Source organism: Shewanella sp. UCD-KL21 (assembly GCF_001957135.1).
In the GTDB taxonomy this organism is placed as follows: domain Bacteria; phylum Pseudomonadota; class Gammaproteobacteria; order Enterobacterales; family Shewanellaceae; genus Shewanella.
Genome location: NZ_MPHK01000021.1, coordinates 1 through 23,622, shown reverse-complemented (window position 1 = coordinate 23,622; position 23,622 = coordinate 1). Strand labels below are relative to the sequence as shown.

Annotated in this window: 24 protein-coding genes and 1 pseudogene; 15 read left to right on the top strand and 10 right to left on the bottom strand. The window is 42.3% G+C overall.

The genetic code is table 11. The features are described 5' to 3' along the window. The first annotated feature begins 10 nt into the window (after positions 1-10). From BM739_RS16310 to BM739_RS16300, 3 genes are read left to right on the top strand one after another with little or no spacing between them, the layout of a single operon-like run. Positions 11-391 carry a DUF2721 domain-containing protein gene (locus BM739_RS16310; protein WP_076542602.1) on the top strand — a complete coding sequence of 127 codons (381 nt, stop codon included), beginning with the start codon at positions 11-13 and terminating at the stop codon, positions 389-391. After that, the gene (locus tag BM739_RS16305; RefSeq protein WP_076542512.1) at positions 384-1,010 is read left to right on the top strand and encodes a trimeric intracellular cation channel family protein; all 627 of its coding nucleotides are present in this window, start codon (positions 384-386) and stop codon (positions 1,008-1,010) included. The genes BM739_RS16310 and BM739_RS16305 overlap by 8 nt, the downstream gene beginning before the upstream one ends. Beyond that, the gene (locus BM739_RS16300; RefSeq protein ID WP_076542510.1) at positions 1,011-1,496 is read left to right on the top strand and encodes a nuclear transport factor 2 family protein; all 486 of its coding nucleotides are present in this window, start codon (positions 1,011-1,013) and stop codon (positions 1,494-1,496) included. Between the two features lie 96 nt (positions 1,497-1,592). On the opposite strand, the gene tyrS is transcribed toward BM739_RS16300, so the two are convergent. Next, positions 1,593-2,789: a tyrosine--tRNA ligase gene (tyrS, locus tag BM739_RS16295; RefSeq protein ID WP_076542508.1), complete on the bottom strand. Its 1,197-nt coding sequence runs from the start codon at positions 2,787-2,789 to the stop codon at positions 1,593-1,595. 124 nt (positions 2,790-2,913) lie between these two features. Between tyrS and BM739_RS16290 the strand changes: the two genes are divergently transcribed. From BM739_RS16290 to BM739_RS16270, 5 genes are all read left to right on the top strand, one after another. After that, positions 2,914-4,428: a peptidoglycan DD-metalloendopeptidase family protein gene (locus BM739_RS16290; protein WP_076542506.1), complete on the top strand. Its 1,515-nt coding sequence runs from the start codon at positions 2,914-2,916 to the stop codon at positions 4,426-4,428. Positions 4,429-4,529: 101 nt separating this feature from the next. Continuing rightward, positions 4,530-5,642: an anhydro-N-acetylmuramic acid kinase gene (locus BM739_RS16285; RefSeq protein ID WP_076542504.1), complete on the top strand. Its 1,113-nt coding sequence runs from the start codon at positions 4,530-4,532 to the stop codon at positions 5,640-5,642. Between the two features lie 283 nt (positions 5,643-5,925). Continuing rightward, positions 5,926-6,627 carry an aquaporin Z gene (gene aqpZ / locus BM739_RS16280; RefSeq protein ID WP_076542502.1) on the top strand — a complete coding sequence of 234 codons (702 nt, stop codon included), beginning with the start codon at positions 5,926-5,928 and terminating at the stop codon, positions 6,625-6,627. 195 nt (positions 6,628-6,822) lie between these two features. Next, positions 6,823-7,209, top strand: coding sequence for a DUF2750 domain-containing protein (locus BM739_RS16275; RefSeq protein WP_076542501.1), 387 nt, complete (start codon positions 6,823-6,825; stop codon positions 7,207-7,209). 119 nt (positions 7,210-7,328) lie between these two features. Next, complete coding sequence (locus BM739_RS16270; protein WP_076542599.1) at positions 7,329-7,754, top strand: hypothetical protein; 426 nt, start codon at positions 7,329-7,331, stop codon at positions 7,752-7,754. Positions 7,755-7,822: 68 nt separating this feature from the next. On the opposite strand, the gene erpA is transcribed toward BM739_RS16270, so the two are convergent. Together erpA and BM739_RS16260 are read right to left on the bottom strand one after the other, a co-directional pair. Beyond that, the gene (gene erpA / locus BM739_RS16265; RefSeq protein WP_055024237.1) at positions 7,823-8,173 is read right to left on the bottom strand and encodes an iron-sulfur cluster insertion protein ErpA; all 351 of its coding nucleotides are present in this window, start codon (positions 8,171-8,173) and stop codon (positions 7,823-7,825) included. Positions 8,174-8,252: 79 nt separating this feature from the next. Next, complete coding sequence (locus BM739_RS16260; protein ID WP_083698201.1) at positions 8,253-8,966, bottom strand: DUF6776 family protein; 714 nt, start codon at positions 8,964-8,966, stop codon at positions 8,253-8,255. A gap of 67 nt (positions 8,967-9,033) precedes the next feature. Here BM739_RS16260 and BM739_RS16255 point away from each other — a divergent pair, with 67 nt between their 5' ends. The 4 genes from BM739_RS16255 (at position 9,034) to nhaD (ending at position 14,681) form a co-directional block, all read left to right on the top strand. Next, positions 9,034-10,758 (top strand): chloride channel protein, encoded by a 1,725-nt coding sequence (locus BM739_RS16255; RefSeq protein WP_076542499.1) that lies wholly within the window; start codon positions 9,034-9,036, stop codon positions 10,756-10,758. A gap of 145 nt (positions 10,759-10,903) precedes the next feature. Further along, a complete protein-coding gene (locus BM739_RS16250; RefSeq protein WP_076542497.1) occupies positions 10,904-11,923 on the top strand; it encodes an aspartate carbamoyltransferase in 1,020 nt (339 codons plus the stop codon). Between the two features lie 27 nt (positions 11,924-11,950). After that, positions 11,951-13,243 carry a glutamate-1-semialdehyde 2,1-aminomutase gene (gene hemL / locus BM739_RS16245; protein ID WP_076542495.1) on the top strand — a complete coding sequence of 431 codons (1,293 nt, stop codon included), beginning with the start codon at positions 11,951-11,953 and terminating at the stop codon, positions 13,241-13,243. A 190-nt stretch (positions 13,244-13,433) separates the two neighbouring features. Continuing rightward, on the top strand, positions 13,434-14,681 hold the full coding sequence (gene nhaD / locus BM739_RS16240; protein ID WP_076542493.1) for a sodium:proton antiporter NhaD: 1,248 nt from the start codon (positions 13,434-13,436) through the stop codon (positions 14,679-14,681). 162 nt (positions 14,682-14,843) lie between these two features. On the opposite strand, the gene BM739_RS16235 is transcribed toward nhaD, so the two are convergent. Both BM739_RS16235 and BM739_RS16230 read right to left on the bottom strand, forming a co-directional pair. Next, positions 14,844-16,034 carry a general secretion pathway protein GspB gene (locus BM739_RS16235; protein ID WP_076542491.1) on the bottom strand — a complete coding sequence of 397 codons (1,191 nt, stop codon included), beginning with the start codon at positions 16,032-16,034 and terminating at the stop codon, positions 14,844-14,846. Beyond that, positions 16,034-17,650, bottom strand: coding sequence for an ExeA family protein (locus BM739_RS16230; RefSeq protein WP_076542489.1), 1,617 nt, complete (start codon positions 17,648-17,650; stop codon positions 16,034-16,036). Before BM739_RS16230 ends, BM739_RS16235 begins: the two co-directional genes overlap by 1 nt. 142 nt (positions 17,651-17,792) lie before the next feature. Between BM739_RS16230 and BM739_RS16225 the strand changes: the two genes are divergently transcribed. Both BM739_RS16225 and BM739_RS16220 read left to right on the top strand, forming a co-directional pair. After that, a complete protein-coding gene (locus BM739_RS16225; protein ID WP_076542487.1) occupies positions 17,793-19,019 on the top strand; it encodes a multifunctional CCA addition/repair protein in 1,227 nt (408 codons plus the stop codon). Positions 19,020-19,298: 279 nt separating this feature from the next. Continuing rightward, a complete protein-coding gene (locus BM739_RS16220) occupies positions 19,299-19,565 on the top strand; it encodes an Lpp/OprI family alanine-zipper lipoprotein (RefSeq protein ID WP_076542485.1) in 267 nt (88 codons plus the stop codon). 155 nt (positions 19,566-19,720) lie between these two features. Here the strand turns inward: BM739_RS16220 and BM739_RS16215 are convergent, their stop codons facing one another. The 4 genes from BM739_RS16215 to folB all read right to left on the bottom strand — a co-directional run bounded on the left by BM739_RS16215 (position 19,721) and on the right by folB (position 22,415). After that, on the bottom strand, positions 19,721-20,548 hold the full coding sequence (locus tag BM739_RS16215) for a methyltransferase domain-containing protein (protein ID WP_076542483.1): 828 nt from the start codon (positions 20,546-20,548) through the stop codon (positions 19,721-19,723). A 127-nt stretch (positions 20,549-20,675) separates the two neighbouring features. Next, positions 20,676-21,476 (bottom strand): undecaprenyl-diphosphate phosphatase, encoded by an 801-nt coding sequence (locus BM739_RS16210; protein WP_076542481.1) that lies wholly within the window; start codon positions 21,474-21,476, stop codon positions 20,676-20,678. A 17-nt stretch (positions 21,477-21,493) separates the two neighbouring features. Then, the gene (gene folK / locus BM739_RS16205) at positions 21,494-21,997 is read right to left on the bottom strand and encodes a 2-amino-4-hydroxy-6-hydroxymethyldihydropteridine diphosphokinase (protein ID WP_076542479.1); all 504 of its coding nucleotides are present in this window, start codon (positions 21,995-21,997) and stop codon (positions 21,494-21,496) included. Between the two features lie 64 nt (positions 21,998-22,061). Next, positions 22,062-22,415, bottom strand: a complete 354-nt coding sequence (gene folB / locus BM739_RS16200; protein ID WP_076542477.1) for a dihydroneopterin aldolase — start codon at positions 22,413-22,415, stop codon at positions 22,062-22,064. 241 nt (positions 22,416-22,656) lie between these two features. On the opposite strand from folB, the gene plsY reads away from it, so the two are divergent. Continuing rightward, positions 22,657-23,265: a glycerol-3-phosphate 1-O-acyltransferase PlsY gene (gene plsY / locus BM739_RS16195; protein WP_076542475.1), complete on the top strand. Its 609-nt coding sequence runs from the start codon at positions 22,657-22,659 to the stop codon at positions 23,263-23,265. Positions 23,266-23,345: 80 nt separating this feature from the next. On the opposite strand, the pseudogene BM739_RS16190 reads toward plsY, so the two are convergent. Then, positions 23,346-23,622, bottom strand: a pseudogene (locus tag BM739_RS16190) (IS4 family transposase); the annotation flags it as partial.

The window sequence follows — 23,622 nt, the reverse complement described above, 5'->3', positions numbered from 1 at the left end:
GTTAGATAATCTGCAAATATCTTTAACGACCCCAGGCTTGTTATTCCCAGCGATTTCATTATTGCTATTGGCTTACACTAACCGTTTTTTCGCATTAGCGGCTTTAATCAGAAACTTAAGCTCTTCGGGTAAGCCTATTGATAGCGAGCAAATTAAAAACCTTCGTCAGCGCATTAAGATTATTAGACGCATGCAAGAAGCCGGCGTCATCAGTTTTGCCATCTGTGTCATCAGTATGATTTTTATTTATTTAGGGCTGTTTGATATCGGCTCAATGGTATTTGGGGTGAGTTTATTGTTTTTACTTTATTCACTGATTCTATCTGTAGTTGAAATCCGCATTTCAGTTGATGCATTAAATATCCACCTAAAAGAGCTTAGTAATGATTGAGTGGATTTATTTTTTCGACTTGTGTGGCACCGCGGTCTTTGCCTTATCTGGCGCCTTAGCTGCAGGTAAACATAAAATGGATCCATTTGGGGTAATTGTTTTGGCCTCAGTGACGGCCATTGGTGGCGGCAGTATTCGTGATGCGCTTATTGGCTCAACACCGGTGTTTTGGATCAGTAACCCCAGTTATGTGGTGGTCATTTTGGCAACCGTTATAGCCTGTTTCATTTTAGTTCGTAAACCCCATAAATTACCTAAGTTAACCCTACCTATAGCCGATGCCTTTGGCTTGGCTCTGTTTACCGTGATTGGCGCAGAAAAAGCATTGCAACTAGGATTATCTGGCATGTCTGCGGTGATCTTAGGTTTAATCACCGGTGTCGGTGGTGGTATTATCCGAGACTTATTATGCCAGCAAGTGCCGATGGTGCTGCGCACCGAAATATATGCCACTGCTTCTATTGTTGGCGGTATTTGTTATACCTTGAGTATTAAAGTTGGCATGGATAGCACTTACGCGCTGTTTTTGGCCATGTTTAGCACCTTGATTATTCGTTTAAGTGCAATTCGCTGGCATTTATCATTACCTGCATTCGATTTAAAAACTAAGGGCCATTAGATGCGACTCATTTTATTAGTATGCTGTTTATTGAGTGGTATTTGGAGCACTTCAAGCCTTGCTAATAGCGGCGAAATGCCAAAACAGCAGCAGCTTGCGGTGCAATACATGCAAGCATTAACCAGCCATGATTACCGCACTTTAAAGCAGTTTTATAATCGTGATAGCGTGTTTTTTGATAAAACCGCCAATGTAAAATACACCGGTGGTCGTCATATTATCGAGTTTTTCCAGCGCGCCCATGATGGCGTTCTTGAGTATAAATTGAATATTGAGCACATGTTTAATACCGGCTCTTTAGTGGTACTCATTGGTAACTATCACCTTAGAGGCCCAGGTGATCAATTTGGCAAACCCGGCAAGATTATTGAAATCGCCGTGCCAGGTGTTACCACCTTAAAGTTCGACATGAAAACTGAGCGGGTGACAGAGCAAGTTGACTTAATGGACTATCAAACCATGTCCGATCAACTTGAGTCGCAATAAAGACCTTAAATCGGCTTCGCTTTGGTCAATATCACCCATAAAAAAACGGCTCATTGAGCCGTTTTTGGTATCTAGACAATTAATCTCTAAGGTATTTTATACCAGTGTTACTTTAGCAAACTTGCGCTTACCCACTTGGAATACCGCTGTCATACCCGCAGTAAACACCTGACGAGTATCAGTTAGCTTTTCGCCATCCATTTTTACCGCGCCTTGCTTGATCATGCGCATGCCATCAGATGTTGAAGCAACCAGTGCTGCACTTTTAAGTAAGTTAGCAATCGCTAAGCCTTCGCCAGCTTCAAGCTCAACTTCTTCGATATCATCAGGAATAGCGCCCTTTTGAAAACGGTCGATAAAGGCTTGATGTGCTGAGTCTGCTTGAGCTTGATCATGAAAACGGGCGATAATTTCTTTTGCTAAGGCAATTTTGATATCACGTGGGTTCTGACCGTTTTCAACATCTTGCTTAAATTGTGCAATTTCAGCCAATGGACGGAATGACAACAATTCAAAATAGCTCCACATTAGGTCATCTGAGATTGACATAATTTTGCCAAACATCTCATTTGCAGGCTCGCTAACACCAATGTAGTTATGTGCCGATTTAGACATTTTCTTCACGCCGTCTAAACCCACTAATAAAGGCATCATGATCACGGTTTGTGGCTTTTGCCCTTCCGCTTTTTGTAACTCACGACCCATTAATAGGTTGAACTTTTGATCGGTTCCGCCTAATTCAACGTCAGCTTTTAATGCAACTGAGTCGTAGCCTTGCAGTAATGGATACATAAACTCATGAATGGCAATTGACTGACCACCAGCATAACGCTTTTTAAAGTCATCACGTTCCATCATGCGTGCAACGGTTTGTTGTGATGCTAAACGGATCATACCAGCAGCGCCCAGTGACTCTAACCACGATGAGTTAAACTCAATGCGGGTTTTTGCTGGGTCAAGAATTTTAAATACCTGCTCTTTGTATGTTTCAGCATTAGCCAGTACATCTTCACGGGTTAATGGCGGGCGCGTAGTGTTTTTACCACTAGGATCACCAACCATACCGGTAAAGTCACCAATAAGGAAAATCACCTCATGCCCTAACTCTTGGAAGGTACGTAGCTTATTTAAGATCACCGTGTGACCTAAATGAATATCTGGAGCGGTTGGGTCTGCACCTAGTTTAATTCTTAAAGGACGACCTTCTTTAAGTTTTTCTAGCAGATCAGACTCAACTAAAATCTCGTCAGTACCGCGTTTAATTTCTGCTAACACTTGGTCTAAATCAGCCATTTCGGCACCTACTCCTGCAGCTTGGATAAAAAATAAGACGCCTATGTTACTTGTTAGCCACAGTAATTGAAAGTGTGTACACTAAGGGGATTACAACGAAAAAGAGAAATTGGTACCTAGGTCGATGGCAAAGCTTATCACTTTATTTAAATTGCTCCCTAAAGTGCATCAAATTGCACTGTGTTCATTAGTTATTCTCACGATAGTTATCGTGTTATTCCCATCAGACAATGCCCAAGCATCCAAACAAGCTAACACTGGTACGGTTGATATTTCCGATAGAATTGGCATCCAAGCCCCTTCGTCTGAAGAAGGTCATGTCAGTAACAATGACAAACAAAGCCAATACTCTGTGCCGCTGGCCTTTAGAACTCCAACCCCGCCTGGAGGCAGCGCCCCAGCAAGCTCTGTAACGGCAAGCAATAATGATGCTCAACTTCGCCCTTCGCAAGAAAGTAACCCTATTGCTGATTTAAACCCACTAATGACAGCCTCTGACGGCTTGTTAGCCACCCAAGCAGATGCTGAAAATTCAGTGCCCTATCGCGAAGCAGATTTACTGTCACATAAAACCTTTAAAGTCGCTAAAGGTGACACCTTTGGTGGTTTAGCCAAAAGAGCAGGCTTAAGCCCAAAAGATGTATATCAAATCACTCGCTTACCAGTATCTAAGAAAAATTTACTCAAAATCATGCCCGGTGAAGAGATTATTGTCTCTAAAGATGCCCAAGATGAAGTGACCCAAATTAGTTATCAAATGGACAAGGTCTCTACCCTTTTGATTTCAAAGCTTGATGATAAATTCGAAGAAAAGGTCAATGTTAAGTCCATCACCTTAGAAACAAAGTTCATCACCGCCAATATTAGTACTAATTTTTGGAGCGCTGCAGCCAGTGCCGGTTTATCCGCTAACCATATTATGCAACTAGCTAACATATTTGGTTGGGATATCGATTTCGCGCTCGATATCCGTAAAGACGATCATTTCTCATTGATGTTTGAAGAAGAGTTTGTTGATGGCCAATTTATTGGTACTGGCAACATTTTAGCCGCTGAGTTTTTTAACCAAGGTGAGCGCTATACCGCTGTGCGTTACACCGATGGCGAATATTACTCAGAAACAGGCAGTAGTATGCGCAAAGCCTTCCTTCGCTCACCTGTTGACTTTAAATATGTCAGCTCAAGCTTTAACCCGCGCCGCTTACACCCAGTCACAGGCCAAGTGAGAGCGCACCGTGGGGTAGATTATGTGGCTGCGATTGGTACCCCGATTAAAGCGGCGGGTCGCGGTAAAGTGATTGAGTCAAGTTATAACAAATACAATGGTAACTATGTTTTTATCAAGCATAACGATACCTATACCACCAAATACTTGCACTTAACCAAGCGCAAAGTAAAACGTGGCGAAACCGTTAAGCAAGGGCAGATTATTGGTACTTTAGGAAAAACCGGTCGCGTTACTGGCGCTCACTTACATTACGAATTTATCGTTAATGGTGTGCACCGTAATCCAAGAACCATTAAGTTACCGCAATCAAAGCCAATTGATAAAAAAGAAAAAGCGCAGTTTGATATACTCAGCAAGCAAATAATGGCTAAAATTGAGCAAAATAAACAGCAGCATTACGCCAGTAATTAATTGCTAATGCCCCGATTGGACTCGCGCTCCCTAGTCATCCATTCCTTTGTTGGGCTAGTTTCATTACAGAATCTAGCCCAATACATAAATGAGCCAATACCATGGATAAACCTCAGTATTATATCGGTTTAATGTCAGGCACCAGTATGGATGGTGTCGATGCTGTTTTAGTTGATTTTAGCAATAACCAAACCCGCTTAATCGCTACCCATACGGTGGCAATTCCAGAGCATGTTCTACATCAATTACACCGTTTATGTAGTCCCAATAATGATGAACTGAACATTATGGGCCGCATGGACAGAAGTATGGGCTTACTGTTTGCACAGGCGGTCAACGAATTATTAGCAACCACCACTATCAATAAAGCCGATGTCATTGCCATTGGTAGTCACGGCCAAACCATTCGCCACATGCCCAATCTTGAGCACGGTTTCAGCTTACAAATTGGTGATGCCGATACCATAGCGGTAACCACGGGGATTAACGTTATTGCAGACTTTAGGCGCAAAGATATCGCCTTAGGTGGTCAAGGCGCGCCGCTAGTCCCGGCATTTCATCAAGCGTTATTTGCTAAAGCGCACACGCCACGAATTATTTTAAATATTGGCGGCATTGCTAATATCACTTACTTGCCAGGTGAGTCAGATCAGGTCATTGGATTTGATACTGGCCCAGGTAACACCCTCATGGATGCATTCATTCTGCAACAGCAGCAGCTCAGTTTTGATGAATCAGGTCAATGGGCTGCATCAGGTAGCACCAATGCCGAATTATTAACTCACCTGCTAACTCACCCGTACTTTTCGATGGCCTATCCTAAAAGCACCGGCAGAGAGCTATTTAATCATGCTTGGCTTGAACAACAATTGGCTGAGTTCTCCCATCTAGCACTAGAGGATATTCAATCCACGCTACTTGATCTTAGCTGTCAGACAATGGCTAATGATATTAATCAACTCACGGATGCGGGCGATATTTTTGTTTGTGGCGGCGGCGCTTTTAACATTGAGTTGATGCAGCGTTTAGCCAAACTGGTGCCTAACTTTACCCTGTCAAATACCACGGCAATCGGCATGGACCCCAAATGGGTTGAAGCCATCGCCTTTGCTTGGCTTGCTATGAGACATCACCACGGCTTAACGGCAAACTTACCTGCTGTGACTGGCGCAAGTAGAGCGGCGATCCTTGGCAGCTTTTACAGCGCTGTTTAGTAACTGAATAGATAGCAATACTAGTAGCCAAAGTCGCTATCAAAACTCGGAACTAAACTAGGAACTAAAACTCAGTACTAACTCGATATCAAAGCGATGCATATAGCTGAACAAAAGTGAGTGGGATTTCACCCACAAGCTTTGTTCAGCGTTAATACTTTTTCTTTAAATTCCCTTTCTTGTACAAAGTCACATTGTAATAACGGTAAATTACTGCTTAACTCTTTGTAGTGATTGATTTTTGTTCACGCAGCACTATTCAATTTTAATTAAGGAAGGTTAAATGAGTATTTCGCAAAAAATGTTTGCAGAGTTTCTAGGAACCTTATGGTTAGTTCTAGGCGGCTGTGGTAGTGCTGTATTGGCAGCGGCTTTTCCTGAGGTAGGTATTGGACTATTGGGCGTATCCTTAGCTTTTGGTTTAACCGTACTTACCATGGCATTTGCCATTGGTCATATTTCTGGCTGCCATCTAAATCCAGCGGTTTCATTTGGTTTATGGGCTGGAGGTCGCTTCCCCGCATCAGAGCTAGCGCCCTATATTATTGCCCAAGTGGCTGGCGGTATTGCTGGCGCAGGAATTTTATACCTTATTGCCACAGGCCAAGACGGCTTTAGTTTAGCAGGCGGTTTTGCCTCAAATGGTTTTGGTGAGCACTCTCCCGGAGGCTACAGTTTAACGGCGGTATTAATTACTGAAGTGGTAATGACGTTATTCTTTTTATTAATCATCCTAGGTGCGACAGACTCTCGTGCTCCTGCGGGGTTTGCCCCGATTGCGATTGGTTTAGGGCTAACGTTAATTCATTTGATCAGTATTCCAGTATCTAATACCTCAGTAAACCCAGCTCGTAGTACTGGGCCAGCATTATTTGTCGGCGATTGGGCGGTATCCCAACTGTGGTTATTTTGGCTTGCGCCCATTGCAGGTGCGATTATTGCGGGTTTGATTTATCGCTTTTTTGAAGAACCAGCAAGCAACTGATTAAGCTTCAACCTTGGCCTTAATGAGTAACAACACCTGAATAAAAGAGCACCTTGAGTGCTCTTTTCTTTTTCAATCTAAAAGTCGATGTTATCATGAGCCACCGACGGGATTTGGTAACGCTAAAGCTTGCTCTTTAGCTGCTTAATTTAGCCAATACCGCAACCTATTTACTTATTTTATTGAGAATACACCATGAGTAGCAAACCAAAATCTATTGCCGACCAATTAAACATGACCCCAGAAGCAAGATACGATTACCTTGTTGAGCAAGTTAAGCAAGAACAGCAAATCTGGAGTCTGCAAGATCAAGATGGCTGCGTAATGCTCACCACTGAAGATGAAGATTGTATTCCAATGTGGCCTTCAGAAGATGCGGCAAAATTATGGGCTGTTGATGAATGGAGTGATTGTGAGCCATTATCAATTCCACTTAATGAATTTCAACAGCGCTGGGTAAGCGGTATGGAAGAAGATGATTTATTCATTGCGGTATTCCCAGTTCATGAAGATTTGGGTGTCGTGATCCCACCATTTGAACTTGATGCACGTTTAACGCCGAAAAAACAATCAAAGCACTAACTCTTAAGCAAAACATAATTCTCAAGCACAAACATAATACTTTAATACAGATATAAACCATGACAGATAAAAATGTGACCACAAGCGAGATATGCCCTGACACAGATAATACTCCCGCAATGGAGCAAAGCGCTGCAAGCCAAACTAAAGCTGTTTTTCCTAAAAGGTTAATGGCTTTATTGGCGGTCTACGTTATCTCATCCGTCAGCGGTTTAATGGCCCAGCAAGGTGTATTGCTCTGTATATTGACCTTAATGATGGTGCTCGGTATCACAGGGCGTCAAAAAGCGGCTTTATACATGCTCCGTGGCTACGGGATCTTGCAGCTGGCCTTATACAGCATGCTACCTGTCATTATGTATGATCCTGACAACTTAGTCGCAGGGCCGACTACGGTTAATTTAGGCTTTGTGCAAATGGTGCTATCTGATTGGGTGATATTTACAGTGCTTATCATTCTCGCACTGATCCAAGTGTGGATTAGCTTTAATGCTAAAGTGTTAAAGTGGTTTAAGCCGCGAATGAACTTTAATATTATTAGTTGATATTATAGGAATTTTAGACACAAAAAAGCCGTCACAAGACGGCTTTTTTATTGGTCTCAGTTTAGCGATTAAACTGAGAAGCTTGCCCCACAACCACAGGTTGTTGTTGCATTTGGGTTTTTCACAAAGAAACGTGACCCTTCTAAACCAGAGGTGTAGTCAACTTCACCGCCAACAAGATATTGAAGGCTCATAGGATCAACAACCAGTTGCACCCCTTGCTTTTCAATAGTGAAGTCACCTTCATTCACTTTTTCATCAAAAGTAAAACCATACTGGAAACCTGAACAACCGCCTCCAGTTACGTATACTCGAAGTTTTAATTCAGGATTCTGCTCTTCTTCCAGCAGTCCTTTAACTTTAGTTGCCGCAGCATCGGTAAATTGGATTGGCATTGCTGCATCTGTTTGTTCAGTCATTACTACCTCTAACTTCAGTTTCAGATCGGGATTATCTATTACCTGACTAATTTGTTCAAGTATTACCCTTAGTTCTTTTTTAGCTTTCTAGTAACTCTGCGATATCGAACGTTTGCTCAATACGTCCGCCTCGTACCCCACGGGCCGCTGAGACTTGCACCACCGCTTTTACACGTTGTAAAGCAAAGCCTTCAGGCAGGTTCATTTCAGCATCAAATACTTGAAAATAGCGAAAACCAAAAGCAAATTTTTCGATATCGATATCAGATAAGGAAATTTCAACCTGTTGTTCATTTTGTAAACCCACCAAAACAATATCTGCAACCCCTTTGACGCTGGTTTTACGCTTTTGGTTTTGGGTCAAAATTAATCTTAATTGATAACTATTGGCGACTAAGCCTTTTGACAGCTCAAGACCATGGATAGCAATGCCATCGACCTCTTTTTCAGGTGACACTAAGCTGCGATAAAATGCTAACTCTTGTTCGATAGTTTTTTGCTGTTGTAGCTGGTCTTTAAACATGGTTTGCATGTTGCTATTGGCTGTTTCAGCAATTGATACCGCCATTTCAAGCCGTGAAACCACCAGAGATTGTTTTTGATAAGCCGTTTGTAATGCCTGAATTTCTTCCGCATTAAGCTCGGGCTCTACCACTTCTGACATAACAAAATGTTGGCTCAGCACCCCAATGGTGAAACTAATCACAATAAGCCCAAATAAATACAGACCTGAAGCGCGCTTTTTTCGTTCTAAAACTTGCAAGCGGTTCAGCAAGCGACGATAATTTAACATTAGGTAACAAGCCTTTAATAAAATACAATGCTAACAATATGCCCACTGATGGAAGTTAGGCAATAAAGTGCAATTAAAGTTTAGTAAAGCCGCTATTATTCACACCAAAGCAGTTACACGCAAATATCTTCGTAACGATTTGAGAGATAAACTTTCTCAAGCGAAAATTAGTGTGCAACTTTGTGCGTTAGCGCTTTTATTTGCCCTTATTACCTCCGGTGTGATCATCTTATTTCGCTTGGCCTTAAACTGGGCACAAGTGTATACCGTTGCAGAAGCCAGCCATTTCACTGATACGGTCAGTGATTGGCGCACTTACTTACCCATTTTAGGCGCATTACTTATTTGGTTGGTGGCTGGTATTGGTTCCAAACGCTATCGCCGCATGGGCATTGCCTACGTCTTACATCGATTCAAATTACATTACGGCAAAGTGCCATTACCATCGGCTGCAGGTCAGTTTTCTCAGGCATTAATTGCCCTAGTGGCTAATTTTTCAGTGGGTAAAGAAGGACCGGCGATTCACCTTGGCGCGGTGAGCGCGAGCTTTTTAGCTGAAAAATTTAAATTGCCCGACAACAGTGTGCGCATTATGTGTGCCAGTGGCATTGCTGCAGGTATCGCCGCCATTTTTAACGCGCCATTAGCCGCGGTATTATTTGTATTTGAAGTGATTGTGCGCGAATACAAGATTCATTACTTCTTTCCGATCATGCTATCGGCCATTTGCGGGGCATTATCAAGCCAGTTGGTCTTTGGCAATATCCATGAATATGACTTAATTAACGTCACTCGTATTCCGTTAGATCAATACCCCATTCTTGCCATAGGCGGTTTCGTTTTAGGCTGCACTGCGGCGCTGTTTAATCACTCATTACTTAAAATGACCGCCATTGGTCAGCATTGGCCATTAATTTATCGGTTAATGATTGCCGCGGCCATCACCACCTTAATCGGCTTAATACTGCCACAAGCGCTAGGTTCAGGTGATTTAGCCATTGAAGCCGCCATTAGTGAACATCCAAGTTTATGGTTTTTAGGCGCATTGCTAGTGGCTAAAATAATCGCCACCATTGCTGCAATCAGTTTTGGCATTCCTGGTGGTTTAATTGGCCCCTTGTACGGCATAGGGGCATTAATTGGCGCCATGTTAGCCCTTGTTAGTGCGATTTTTTTCCCCTCAATTGCGCCTTATGTTGGCCTTTATACCGTGATCGGAATGACGGCGATGATGGGGGTGTGTTTAAGTGCGCCATTAGCCGCATTAGTGGCACTATTAGAGCTCACCAATGACGCTGCGATTATTTTACCCGCCATGTTTGTCACTATCCCCGCCTTTTTGATTGCCTATCAGGGCTTTAATACCAATTCGGTTTTTTTAAAACAATTGGACATTATGGGGCTTGGCTATAAAGTGCCGCCGGTTAATCTTGGGCTGCAAAAGAAAGGCGTACGGGCGCTTATGGATAAACGCTTTGTGATCGTTAATGACGATAATGCCTTACTGCTTGAAGTGATGAAACGTGCTGAAGGCCGCCCTGTGATGGTGCGTAATGCTGATAACCAAATTGAAATGCTCAGCCTTGAGATGCAGTCCTTTGAAGATAAAACGACCCTTTCACGGCACTTAATGCAAGGCATTGCTGATACCGCAACGTTAAATGAAGTGTACGAGCTATTGTCACTAAAACGCAGTGGTGAAGTGTATATTTATCAGAATAATACCAATAATGTCGTTGGGGTCATTAGCTGGGCAAACCTATGGCAAGAAATCCGTTCAGGGCAAGTATAATTGGCGCGAGATCTTAAATAACAGAAATAATCATTCGCATGATTTAATATTGGTTCACTCTCTGTTAAAATCTCGCCTCAGCCACCCTACATAACCACTGAGTAGATAGTTCTATTTACTCGCCTAATAATTGGAAATCAGGCTGATGACACAGTTTACAGGTTCTCACATCCTTTCAGTTAACCAACTGAATATTGATTCAATCAACACTATTTTCAACGTTGCCAATGATATGACCCCTTATGCACTTCGTGAAAAGCGAACCAAAGTGCTTGATGGCGCCATTTTAGGTAACCTATTTTTCGAACCTAGTACTCGTACTCGAGTCAGCTTCGGTTGCGCATTTAATTTACTTGGTGGCAATGTCAGAGAAACCGTCGGCATGGGCTCATCGTCATTGTCTAAAGGCGAGTCACTCTACGATACCGCCCGAGTGTTATCGACTTATTCAGACGTTATCGCTATGCGCCACCCTGATGCTTACTCAGTAAAAGAATTTGCACAAGGCAGCCGCGTCCCCGTGATTAATGGCGGTGACGGTGCGAACGAGCATCCGACCCAAGCATTATTGGATTTATTTACCATTCAAAAAGAGCTCAGTCATCGCGGGCAAGATATCAGCGGCATGCACATTGCGATGGTTGGCGACTTAAAACATGGCCGCACGGTACATTCGTTGTCGCGCTTGTTATGTATGTATAACGATGTGAAGTTCACATTAATTTCACCAACTGACTTAGCAATGCCTGACTATGTGATCAGTGACATTGAAAATGCTGGTCATCAGATCACAATTACAGATCAGCTAGAAGGTAATTTACATCAGGCTGATATACTCTATTTGACTCGCATTCAGGAAGAGCGATTCCCTTCACAAGATGAAGCGGATAAATATCGCGGAAAATTCCGTTTAAATCACAGTATTTACACCAAACACTGTAAATCTAACACTGTGATAATGCATCCATTGCCAAGAGACTCTCGTGCTCAAGCCAATGAATTAGATAATGATTTAAATAGCCATCCTAGTCTGGCAATTTTCAGACAAGCTGATAATGGCTTACTTATAAGAATGGCACTTTTTGCTCTAACACTTGGGGTTGAAAATCAACTACAACAATACGAGTGCCCCGTTAATTGGTATTCACGCAAAGCCGATAGATAATTGGCTAACGACTTAAAAGGATTACACATGACCCGCTCAGAAGCGCTTTTTGAACAGGCTAAACAAACCATCCCTGGTGGCGTTAACTCTCCAGTTCGTGCATTTAATGGTGTCGGTGGCTCGCCACTGTTTATCGAAAAAGCCGATGGTGCATATATCTTTGACGCTGATGGTAAAAAATACATCGATTACGTCGGTTCTTGGGGCCCAATGATCCTTGGCCACAACCACCCACAAATTCGCCAAGCAGTATTAGACGCTGTGGAAAATGGCCTTTCATTTGGTGCGCCGACTGAGCTTGAAGTCAAAATGGCTGAAAAAGTGATCGAGATGGTGCCATCAATGGAACAAGTTCGTATGGTAAGTTCTGGCACTGAAGCAACCATGAGTGCGATTCGTTTAGCTCGTGGCTTCACTAACCGTGACAAAATCCTTAAATTTGAAGGTTGTTACCATGGCCATGCTGACTGTTTGTTAGTAAAAGCAGGTTCTGGCGCGTTAACTTTAGGCCAGCCTAGCTCACCAGGTATCCCTGAAGATTTTGCTAAGCACACACTCACCGCTGTGTATAACGACCTCGATTCAGTACGTGCTATTTTCGAGCAACACCCTGAAGCGATTTCTTGTATTATTCTTGAGCCAGTTGCTGGCAACATGAACTGTATTCCTCCAGTTGCGGGCTTCTTAGAAGGTCTTCGCACAATTTGTGATGAATTCGGCGCACTGATGATTATTGATGAAGTGATGACAGGTTTCCGCGTTTCAAAAAGCGGTGCTCAAGGTCACTACAATGTGAAACCAGATCTTACTACCCTAGGTAAAGTCATCGGTGGCGGCATGCCAGTGGGCGCTTTTGGTGGCCGTAAAGATGTGATGCAGTTTATTGCACCTACTGGCCCAGTTTACCAAGCAGGGACTTTATCGGGTAACCCAATTGCGATGACTGCAGGTCTTGCACAAATGGATGCTCTTTGCCAAGACGGTCTTTATGACGAGTTAGCAGCAAAAACCAAACGTATTGCTGAAGGTTTTAAAGCCGCAGCAGACAAGCACGGTATTCCACTTAACATCAACTACGTTGGCGGCATGTTTGGTTTCTTCTTCACTGAAGACACCAGCCCTATTACCAGTTTTGATCAAGTGACTAAATGCAACATGGAGCATTTCCGTAACTTCTATCACCTTATGCTAGATGAAGGCGTTTACTTAGCACCAAGTGCTTATGAAGCAGGCTTCTTATCAATGGCTCATGGCGAAGAAGAACTTGAAATGACCCTAGCGGCAGCAGATAAAGCTTTTGCGGCGTTAAAAGCACTGTAATAGCCCGATAAAATAACAGGGGTTGATAGCATTGCTATCAACCCTTTTTTTGTCACCAAACAGGATCAAAGTTGCAACAACCCTGTTTATGTGATGAAATTCCGCGCACTGAAACAAACCAATATTAACTTGGTTTGCCTACTTTCATTTTAGCAATCTAGCTTTGCTAAGCAGCAATGGAAACATCAATATGTTTGAAGTCTTTCTCATATCGCTGGCAGTACTTGCCTTACTCAGTATTGTGTTTGAAGAAGTCACTCATATTAACAAAGCCAAAACCACGCTATTTCTTGGCTGTGTTGCTTGGATTAGTTTATTCATCTCTGCTGCTGGCACTGACAAAACACCGCTCATAGCCGCAGAGTTAAACGACAATTTACTGGAAATTGCCACCTTATGGTTATTTCTCATGTCGACAATGACCTTTGTGGCTTATCTCAACGCCAAAGGCATGATCCAATTATTAGTACAAAAAATCTTCCCACAACGAGTTTCTGTCAGAATGTTGATGCTGCAAGTCGGCCTTTTTGCACTGGTGTTATCTACCTTCTGTGACAATGTCACTGCCACCTTGGTGTCCTTAGGCTTATTAACCACATTCAACTTAGCAAGCCGAATGCGTCGGCGGATGGCAGTATTAATTATCTTCGCGGTTAACTCTGGCGGCGTGGCCTTGATAACCGGCGATGTCACCACCTTAATGATATTTCTTGCCGGTAAAGTGCAAATGTCACAACTGCTGATTTTGTTTTTACCTGCTGGCATTAGCGTGATGCTATTAGCGCTGTTGTTCTCTTTAAACGCTGAAGGCCATGTCAGTACCACACTGGTAGATAAACAACTAAACCCTATCGATATCATTATCGGACTGATTTTCTTAGTCACGATTGTGATGACTATGCTATTGAATATCTTATTTGATATTCCACCCGTGCTTACCTTTCTTGCAGGTTTATCGGTAATGTTTTTAGTTGGTCGTACAAGCCACACTAAAAAAGAAGAAATTCAAATTTTAGAGTACATTCGCCAAGTAGAATTTGACACTTTACTATTTTTTTTAGGGATTTTATTACTGGTAGGCATGCTCAAGGAAATTGGCACTTTGGAGCTACTGACTGAAGCTTATGGGCTGTATAACCCAGCGATATCAAACTATTTTGCCGGAGTTGGCTCCGCGATTTTAGATAACGTACCACTGACTGCAGCCTTACTTAAAGCTGAGCCGGTACTCACCACAGCCCAATGGTTAGGTTTAACCTATTCTGTCGGTGTCGGAGGCTCACTATTGGTGATTGGCTCTGCTGCGGGGATTATTGCCATGAGTAAGATAAAAGAACTCACTTTTGTCAGTTATTTAAAATACTTTCCAGCATTATTACTGTGTTACTCAGTAGGTTATGGCTTAACCATTTTAATCGCCAATCAGATCCATAGCTAAGGTGTTAGCTTGCAGGCTAAGCGCTATAATAATCATAGCGAATAACTAAGCGCTAATAGCCTGTGCTCAGCCGAAACTTGGCTCTAATAACACACATAAAACAATAAAGGCGCCATCGGCGCCTTTATTAAAATCAGAGATTAACTAAAGAAGTTACCCAAACTAAATTGCTGGCACTTTAAACTCTGAGCCATCGATTTCAAGTATCACATCTCTGGGTCTTATTTCGATAATTTTAAGCTTTCCACTGATCACATCGCCTTCTTGAAGCTCTGCACCATCAATGTTTAACCAACGATTATTGGCATCAGAAGAATAGACATGAGCCTGAATATTAAACTCTGGCACTTGTAATTGCACACTGGCAGGTAGCTCACCGTATTTCGGGATCTTATCTGATTTTGGTGTCGGGATGGGGTCAAACTCAGCTTCAGTCACAGGTTTATTGGCTGATTCTTCATACTCAACATCTTTAAGAGCGGCTTGAAAAGCGGCCATTAAATTATTCGATTGCTCAGCAGTTAACTGATTTTTTTCTGGGGTGTTTTGGGTAGCAGTCACTTCATTGCTCGCGCCTTGCTGCTCCAAATTGACGTTTTCAGCTGCGGTTGCCACTTTCATCTGCAGTGCAGTTAAATCTGATATTTGCTTATAGTTAGAATTGGCCCCTAAAATAATCGCATCTTCGCCATAAAGCGCGGTTAACTCAGCGGCAGTTAACTGCCGTTGGGGGTCATTCTTACTCGCAGTTGAAGTACCAGTTGCACTTACTGCGCTAGCGGTAAGCTCATTTTGCGATGCTGAGCTTACTTGACCTCGATTACTCTCATTCAAGCGATACTCATACTGAGTATTATCAAGGCTATTTGAGGAACTCTTTGCTGATGAATTACTTGAAGGTGAGTCACTTGAAAATGAGCTATTTAAAGATGAGTTATTTGAAGATAAGTCATAGCCAGAAACAGCTTGTGGTTTTGCCAAGGGCAAAGCCACTTTATTAGCAATTCTTATCTCGCCACTAGCTGCTTGAGCGCTCTCGCCACTGCCCGCCTGAGCGGTATTGGTGCTCTGGCTTTGCTGCGTTCTGGCTTGCTTAACAGCTGCATCTTCCTCACTAGAAGTTAGTGCTGAATTCGCCGTTAAAGTCGGTTGTACTAATGTCGCTAAGCCCCATGCAGATAACACGCCTAATAAGATCACTGAGATTAACACCAGCGCCTTGCCCCAAAGCTGACTAAACCAGTGCTGCTTAGTCGCTGGTTTATAACCAGCCCTTGGGGTTAATACCGCATCAGGTAACTCGCCCATCTGTTGCTGTTTTTCTTTGGTCACGGCATCTAATAAAATAGACATTAGCTGCGCCCTACTTTAGTTAATCTTGGGCCTTGCTTACTAAGGTATAAGTTAAGCTGCACCAAAGTTTGGCTCCCCGCTATACCATCAGATTTAAGTCCATGTTGACGCTGAAAGGCCATTAAATCTTGCTCTAAGGTATTATCAAATCGGTTTAATAATCTCGCCGCTCGCTGTTGTACCAAGGCTAAACTATTTTCTAACCATTGAATTTGCGACAAACTGGATGTTTGACCGATTTCTCTTGGCATGACGCCATCGGTTTGCCATAAGATTTCAAAGGTGCCGCTAAAATGACGGTTAAACCAATCCTTGTTGACCCAAAGTTGCTGCTCATTTAATTGCAGTAATACTTGCTCACCTTCTCGGGCGACAACAACCCCATAGAATTGATTCGCTTGCTGATCCTCTAGATAGACCACCGCAGGATAATTCAAGCGTGCAATACTGTTCCAATTACCTTGTTGTTGATGGCATAGCAGGCCTTGCTGTGTCGCTGCTTGGCAAGAAGATAAACCAATAATGGGTTGTTTTCCCCATAAGGCAAACAGTCCAGCAAAGGCAATATCAATGCTGCGACTTTGCGCCATCGCGGCGCGGACAATAGTTTGATTGCGATTAGCTTGTGTTGATGCCACATGGGCTGCATCTTCAATAACAACCATGTTTTCAACCGCTTGTTTATTAACTAAAGCACTCACCTGCTCTGAGCCAACTTGTTGCGGTAAAAAGCCATAAAAAGACACCCCAAAGGTAATCACCAATGTCGCAGCAATGGTTAAAGGCCAATGAGAACGAGTCTCTACCGGCATTTCACCTAATACTTCAGCAGCAGCTTGCTTAACCATATGCTGATCGATTGGCACTTTTGATTGGCCATAACCGGCCATTAAGGCTCGTTCACACAACAGGTTGGTTAAACGTGGAATACCGCCACTGTATTTATGTAATGCTTTACAGGCTTTTTTAGAAAATAACGGCTCGAAACGCCCAGCAACTTGTAATCGATGTTGCACATACAGGGCAATCTCTTCAACGGTCAAAGGCAACAAATGATATCTTGCGGTAATTCGCTGGGCTAACTGGCGCAACTCTTGACGTTTAAGCAGTTGCTGTAATTCTGGCTGGCCAATAAGAATAACTTGCAGCAGTTTTTTGGTATCTGTTTCTAGGTTGGTCAGTAATCGTAGTTGCTCTAACACCTCTGGGCGTAAATGCTGCGCTTCATCGATAATTAATACGGTATTGCGGCCATTTTGATGATTATTCAGTAAATACTGGCTGATTAAGTCGGTCAGTTGTTTAATTGAAGGATCATCACCATAGCTAATGGCAAGTTCATCACACAAGGTTGCCAGTAACTCTTGCTCAGTTAATGATGGATTAAGTATAAAAGCGGTATCCGTGTGCTCAGGTAATTGCTTTAATAAACAACGAGACACTGTGGTTTTGCCCGTACCAACCTCACCCGTTAATAACACGAAGCCACCGGTCTCGCCCAGACCATAGGTTAAATGCGCTAATGCTTCTCGGTGTCGGTCGCTTAAGAACAAATAATGTGGGTTGGGTGCGATTGAAAATGGATTATCATTTAATCCATAAAATGCTTTATACATCTGGCCAAAAATCCTTATCTATAACTGACGGGTCAAGTTATATCTTGCCGTACTGCTTGTCAAAATTTAGCAGCAGAAATGTTAGTCGTGCTAAGATTTATCTTAAGATACTTAAGATATAGCTCCTTAGGCAAAAACATTTATGAAAATCTATTTAGTTGGTGGCGCCGTTCGCGACGGTTTTTTATCACTTCCAGTCAAAGACAAAGATTATGTGGTTGTGGGTGGTTCAACCGAGGAAATGTTTGCCCTTGGTTATAGCCAAGTTGGCCGTGATTTCCCGGTTTTTTTGCACCCTAAAACCCAACAAGAATATGCCTTAGCACGCACCGAACGTAAAAGTGGCCAAGGGTATTCAGGCTTTAGCTGCGATGCCAATAAAGAGGTCACTTTGGAGCAGGATTTACTGCGCCGGGATCTAACCATTAATGCCATGGCCCTAGATGACCAAGGTAATTTATACGATCCCTACGGCGGCATGGCCGATATTGATCAGCGCCAATTGCGTCATGTGTCAGATGCGTTTATTGAAGATCCATTGCGGGTACTGCGGGTTGCCCGATTTGCGGCGCGTTTTGCCCACCTTGGTTTTACTATCGCTAAAGAAACTTTAGCACTGATGCAAAGTATCAGTGACTCAGGCGAGTTAGCGTATCTAACGCCTGAGCGCGTGTGGCAAGAGCTAGATAAAGCATTAAGTAGTCGCAACCCCGAAGTCTTTTTTGAGCAGCTACGCTGTTGTGGAGCGCTTAAGGTGTTATTTCCCGAGATAGATGCCTTGTTCGGCGTACCTCAACCTGAAAAATGGCATCCTGAAATAGACTCAGGCATTCATACCATGATGGTAGTGCAAGCGGCGGCCAAACTCACTGATAAAAAAACCATACGTTTTGCCGCTTTGGTTCATGATTTAGGTAAAGCCGTTACCCCTGCAGAGCTTTGGCCAAAACATCATGGCCACGGCCAAAAGGGCTTACCGATAATCAAAAAGCTAGTTCAAAGAATTAAAGCCCCAAATGAATACAAAGAATTGGCACTGCTGTGCAGCGACCAACATCAAAATATCCATAACGCACTAGAGTTACGCCCTGAAACCATTATAAAGATTTTTGATAAGGGTGACTTCTGGCGCAAACCCCAGCGCTTAGCTGAGTTATTGTTATGTTGTCAGGCCGATATCCAAGGTCGAACAGGTTTTGAGCAAGCGCAGTATCCACAAAGCGAGTTTTTAACACATTGCTTTAACATTGCCAAAGAGGTCGATGTGCAGCAGGTGATTAGTGATGGATTTAGGGGCGCAGAAATTAAACAGCAGTTGAGCATACGCAGAGCTGAGGCTATTAGCCTGTATAAAAAAAGCCAAGTTTAATAAGCATTATAATTGTTACGTTTAAGCACTAAAAATGCACAAACCGAAACCTTAACACTACTTCAATATCAGAGCGATTAACCTAATACTAACGCCGTAGATTATGCCTTTTTGCAAATTTCTACAGATGAATATCCTTACATTAATTGGGTTTACGCTGTTTTTTATGATTTTTTTTGCCATTTTGTGTAGCAAAATACAATAGCTGTGACATAATTAAAAGGCTGTTGGGTATTATGCCTCAGCAATTTATTACAACCTATAATGAAGGGATTTTCCATGAACAAGAAAGTATTAATGATTGCTGGTGTTGCTATGACTGCTCTTATCGGTGGCTGTGCAAACACTACTGCTTTAGAAGAAAGTGTTGCTAACCTAGGTAACAAAGTTGATCAACTATCTTCTGAAGTTAGCTCTTTAAAATCAGAGCAAAGCAAATTATCTGCTGATGTGAAAGATTCTAAAGCAGCTTCTATGGACGCTCAAGCTGAAGCTAAGCGTGCAAACGATCGCATCGATAACATGGCTTCTTCTTACAAAAAGTAAGAATACATGAAAATTAGCTTATTTTTATAGGTTGATTATTAAGGCTTGAACATAGTAAACAGACTTAAGTCGTTTACCATTTCAAGCCTTAATTGTATCTGCAGGGTTAAATCTACATAACATCATGCCGCGTAATCTATAACTCTATAATAAACTTACTTGGCTTCTGCTAGCTTTGCAGTTATCAACACATAATCAAATTCCAATCCTGTCACAGGATGACTCTTAATTTGATGCTTTAATTGATCATTTACCCGCCATGCAAGGTGGTTCATCTCCAGCAATGTCATTGCTTGTTCGCCGCTCACATCACCCGTAAAGCTAATCGATTCAGTATTAACCACTTCAATCTGCTTGGGTAAATTCAACTGCAATGGCTTTTCCGCTAAATTGTCATATACCTGCTGCTTCAGTTGCCATAAATGCCGAGGGCCAGGCACTAACATTAATAATCTACCGCTGTCTTTTAACACCCTGAGACATTCTTTGCCTTTTAAAGCCACGTCAAATAGCGACACGATATCTAAACTGTTATCAGCAAAAGGTAACTTTTTATAAGGAGTCAGGATTAAATTAGCTGGAGTATTTTCTTTGCTAGCCGCAAATAGTGCGTTCTCAGCTTCAGAAACGCCCCAATGGCTGACATCAACAGTAGTGCTGGCAGCAAGGTGTCGCAAATATAGACCATCAGCACAGCTAAAGTTCAGGTGCTGTAGCTCGGTGCGCCCATCAACCAATTGATTAAATGACTCACTCAGTTTATCCATTAACGGTTTAAACAAGTCTTCAGCCATAAGGAAGCGTTTCGAGCGCAATTGCTGGCGTGACTCATTCGCGCCCTTAAACTTGGTTGAGGTAACAAAGGATAAATAGCCTTGAGCATTTTTATCAATATGATGCTTATTATCACAATAGTAGCCTGCTGAGGCCTGATGATAATGCAATGCTGTCGCACACTTAGGGCAGATCAAAATTGAGTTCATTACAGAAAACGTCCTAGACTTTACAGCTAAATTTAAGGAATAAAAAACGGGTGCTCACACCCGTTATTTATTTTATTAATCATTGATGATTTTGTCTCTCATAATGATTAATCAATTGTGGTTCATATTACAGGAATATAAAGCCACATAATACTGCGCCAAGAGTTAGGCGATACAGCACAAATGGCGTCATGCCAATCTTGCTGATAATTTTCAAGAAAAAGTAGATACAGGTATAAGCCGCAAAAAACGACACCAGCACACCTAACAATACCTCACCATAATTAATCACCAAGTCACTTGAAACAGCGTCTTTCGTCATTAAAATTGCCGCCCCTAAAATCACTGGTATTGACATTAAAAATGAAAAGCGTGCTGCAGCTTCTTTGTTTAAACCTAGCATCAAAGCGGCTGTGATGGTAATCCCTGAACGTGACGTACCAGGAATAATCGCCAATGCTTGAGCAAAACCGATTAATAGCGCCTTTCTCCAACCGGTTTGATACTCAGTTAACTCATTACGGGCCATTTTATCACCGACCCACAACAGCAAACCAAAGATAACCGTGGTGATAGCAATAACCCCTGGGCCACGTAGGTAGGTTTCGATTAAATCTTTTGCCATAAAGCCAAAGAACACCGCTGGTAATGTGGCTAAAATGATCCACCAAGCTAATTTACTGTCTTGGGTATGAACACCTTTAACCATGCTCGCTATCCACGCATTGAGCATCAGCCAAATTTCTTTTCTAAAATAGATCACTACCGCCAATAATGAACCAATATGAACAGCAACATCAAAGAAAAGACCTTGATCTTGCCAGCCTAATATTTGCGCAGGCAAAATCAGGTGAGCGGAGCTTGAAATAGGTAAAAACTCTGTTAGCCCTTGAATGATGGCAAGTATAATAACCTGAATGGTTTCCATGATTGTCCTTTAAAATATTAACGTGTCAGTGTTGCTGGGAAGTCAAATTCAATCGGCCAAATGTGCTGGCTAGATTTATCGTAATTATCCCAAAGTAATTGATAGGGTTGATGAGCGATTGGGTGAGTTAATTGCGGCGCAATTTCAGCAAGCGGCCACAATACAAAAGCATTAAATAAAATCTCACCTCGAGGCAGTTCAACCGGCTGCTGACAAATTTCATCATCATAAAGCAGTAAGTCGATATCTAAACTTCGTGGACTAAATTTTTTTTCACCGCGAATGCGGCCATTTTGCTTTTCTATTCGTTTAAAGCTGGCAACTACCTCAGCAATACTCATGTCAGTATCTGCTGCGGCCACCATATTTAAAAAGTTGGTGCCTTGAAACCCAACCGCTTCACTTTCAAACATCCTTGATAACTGTAATGGGCCAAATTGCTGGTGCAAATCAATTAAGCCTGACTGCATGTGTGCAACAGGGTCAATATTAGTGCCTAGACTGATATAAATACGTGCCATTAACTCACTCTGTAATATAAAGAACAAACATGAAAAGATGATTAAATCGCGCTAAAACATCTGATTAAAATTGACCGCGCTCAATAACCACACCAACAGAGACTGCAGTAGCTACTGCACCAGGTTTCATCACTGTCACTTTAACCCCTGCAACCTTAAATTCCGTCATCAAACACTCGGCAATCATTTCAGCGACGGTTTCAATTAGCTCAACCGGTTTTTGAGTGATTAATGCTGTAAGGCGGTTAGACACACTTTCGTAGCACAAGGCATGTTGATAATCATCAGTGGCAGCAGCCATTTTATTATCCCAAGCCATATCTAAATCGATGAGCAATGTTTGCTGTATTTGTTTTTCCCACTCGTAGATCCCAATTACAGTTTCAATTTTTAGCTCGCGAATAAGAACTTTATCCATGCTTTCTCCGAGTTTTACTCATTTATTTAAAAAAACAGCCTAAAAAAGCTGATAATGACATCAATTAACCGTTATTATGATTTTTGTCTTTTTCCTGAGCAACTAAAGCAGTAGGATAATGGCTATCTATTTATGAATGATAACCATTCTAAATAGCGTTTTAAAAGCTGATAATAACCATTAAGATCAAGTGATATAAATTAATGGGCGATGATACCCTAAGAAGACTAAGGACACCAATTTGAGCGCTGTTACAATCACAATATTGATGATTATAACCGCCTACCTAGCCGGTTCGATTTCAAGTGCCATTTTGGTTTGTAAATTAAGAGGTTTACCCGACCCTCGCACTGAAGGTTCAGGTAACCCTGGCGCAACCAACGTACTTCGTATCGGCGGCGCAAGTTCTGCTGCCTTAGTGTTATTTTTCGATATGCTTAAAGGTGCCGCCCCCAGCTATTGCAGTTACTTACTAGGCCAAGATGCCGTGTCATTAGGGCTGATTGCCATCGCAGCTTGTTTAGGCCACATCTACCCGCTCTTTTTTAACTTCCAAGGCGGTAAAGGCGTAGCAACTGCCTTTGGCGCGATGGCCCCTATTGGCGGCGATTTAGCGGCCATGTTAATAATTACTTGGCTAGTATTTGTAGTTATTACCCGCTATTCATCATTAGCCGCTATTTTAACTGCAATACTTGCACCAGTTTACACATGGTGGTTAGACGAACGCTTTGTTATTCCTGTGGCAATGCTCTCTTTATTAATCGTCATTCGCCATAAAGATAATATTAAGCGCTTGAGAATAGGCGAAGAAAGCAAACTTTCCCGTAAGAAAAAACAAACTAACTAATTTTATCTCAAGCTATCTAGCTGATTATATTATTGATATAAAAAAACCTAAGCCATGGCTTAATGCCGTTCGGATAAGCATTACTGTTTAAACCTAAGTGGATAGCGGCTAGGTATATAAAGCACTGAACGTGGATACGTTCGGTGCTTTCTTTTATCAGGCAAGATAAAGTGTTTTATATCGGCACGCATTTGCTTCAATTTAGCGGGCAACTTTCCATCAGGTGATAGAGCCTGCCACCTCAATTGGGTATCTATCAGACTTATTGCTGCCGTAAAACTAATTCGAGTGGGTGCAACCTCTGCCTCTTTTGCTATCGCCACCATCTCTAAACGGACGAGATTATAAGCGGTAAGC

Excerpts from the sequence above, each read along its gene's own strand:
- BM739_RS16210 (WP_076542481.1), bottom strand. The coding sequence starts at position 21,476 with ATGGAAACCATTCAGGTTATTATACTTGCCATCATTCAAGGGCTAACA.
- BM739_RS16225 (WP_076542487.1), top strand. The coding sequence starts at position 17,793 with ATGAAAATCTATTTAGTTGGTGGCGCCGTTCGCGACGGTTTTTTATCA.
- nhaD (WP_076542493.1), top strand. The coding sequence starts at position 13,434 with ATGTTTGAAGTCTTTCTCATATCGCTGGCAGTACTTGCCTTACTCAGT.
- BM739_RS16305 (WP_076542512.1), top strand. The coding sequence starts at position 384 with ATGATTGAGTGGATTTATTTTTTCGACTTGTGTGGCACCGCGGTCTTT.
- erpA (WP_055024237.1), bottom strand. The coding sequence starts at position 8,173 with ATGACTGAACAAACAGATGCAGCAATGCCAATCCAATTTACCGATGCT.
- BM739_RS16215 (WP_076542483.1), bottom strand. The coding sequence starts at position 20,548 with ATGAACTCAATTTTGATCTGCCCTAAGTGTGCGACAGCATTGCATTAT.
- BM739_RS16300 (WP_076542510.1), top strand. The coding sequence starts at position 1,011 with ATGCGACTCATTTTATTAGTATGCTGTTTATTGAGTGGTATTTGGAGC.
- BM739_RS16275 (WP_076542501.1), top strand. The coding sequence starts at position 6,823 with ATGAGTAGCAAACCAAAATCTATTGCCGACCAATTAAACATGACCCCA.
- BM739_RS16285 (WP_076542504.1), top strand. The coding sequence starts at position 4,530 with ATGGATAAACCTCAGTATTATATCGGTTTAATGTCAGGCACCAGTATG.
- hemL (WP_076542495.1), top strand. The coding sequence starts at position 11,951 with ATGACCCGCTCAGAAGCGCTTTTTGAACAGGCTAAACAAACCATCCCT.
- BM739_RS16230 (WP_076542489.1), bottom strand. The coding sequence starts at position 17,650 with ATGTATAAAGCATTTTATGGATTAAATGATAATCCATTTTCAATCGCA.
- tyrS (WP_076542508.1), bottom strand. The coding sequence starts at position 2,789 with ATGGCTGATTTAGACCAAGTGTTAGCAGAAATTAAACGCGGTACTGAC.
- BM739_RS16260 (WP_083698201.1), bottom strand. The coding sequence starts at position 8,966 with ATGTTAAATTATCGTCGCTTGCTGAACCGCTTGCAAGTTTTAGAACGA.
- folK (WP_076542479.1), bottom strand. The coding sequence starts at position 21,997 with ATGGCACGTATTTATATCAGTCTAGGCACTAATATTGACCCTGTTGCA.
- BM739_RS16290 (WP_076542506.1), top strand. The coding sequence starts at position 2,914 with ATGGCAAAGCTTATCACTTTATTTAAATTGCTCCCTAAAGTGCATCAA.
- folB (WP_076542477.1), bottom strand. The coding sequence starts at position 22,415 with ATGGATAAAGTTCTTATTCGCGAGCTAAAAATTGAAACTGTAATTGGG.
- BM739_RS16270 (WP_076542599.1), top strand. The coding sequence starts at position 7,329 with ATGGAGCAAAGCGCTGCAAGCCAAACTAAAGCTGTTTTTCCTAAAAGG.
- aqpZ (WP_076542502.1), top strand. The coding sequence starts at position 5,926 with ATGAGTATTTCGCAAAAAATGTTTGCAGAGTTTCTAGGAACCTTATGG.
- BM739_RS16250 (WP_076542497.1), top strand. The coding sequence starts at position 10,904 with ATGACACAGTTTACAGGTTCTCACATCCTTTCAGTTAACCAACTGAAT.
- BM739_RS16235 (WP_076542491.1), bottom strand. The coding sequence starts at position 16,034 with ATGTCTATTTTATTAGATGCCGTGACCAAAGAAAAACAGCAACAGATG.
- BM739_RS16220 (WP_076542485.1), top strand. The coding sequence starts at position 19,299 with ATGAACAAGAAAGTATTAATGATTGCTGGTGTTGCTATGACTGCTCTT.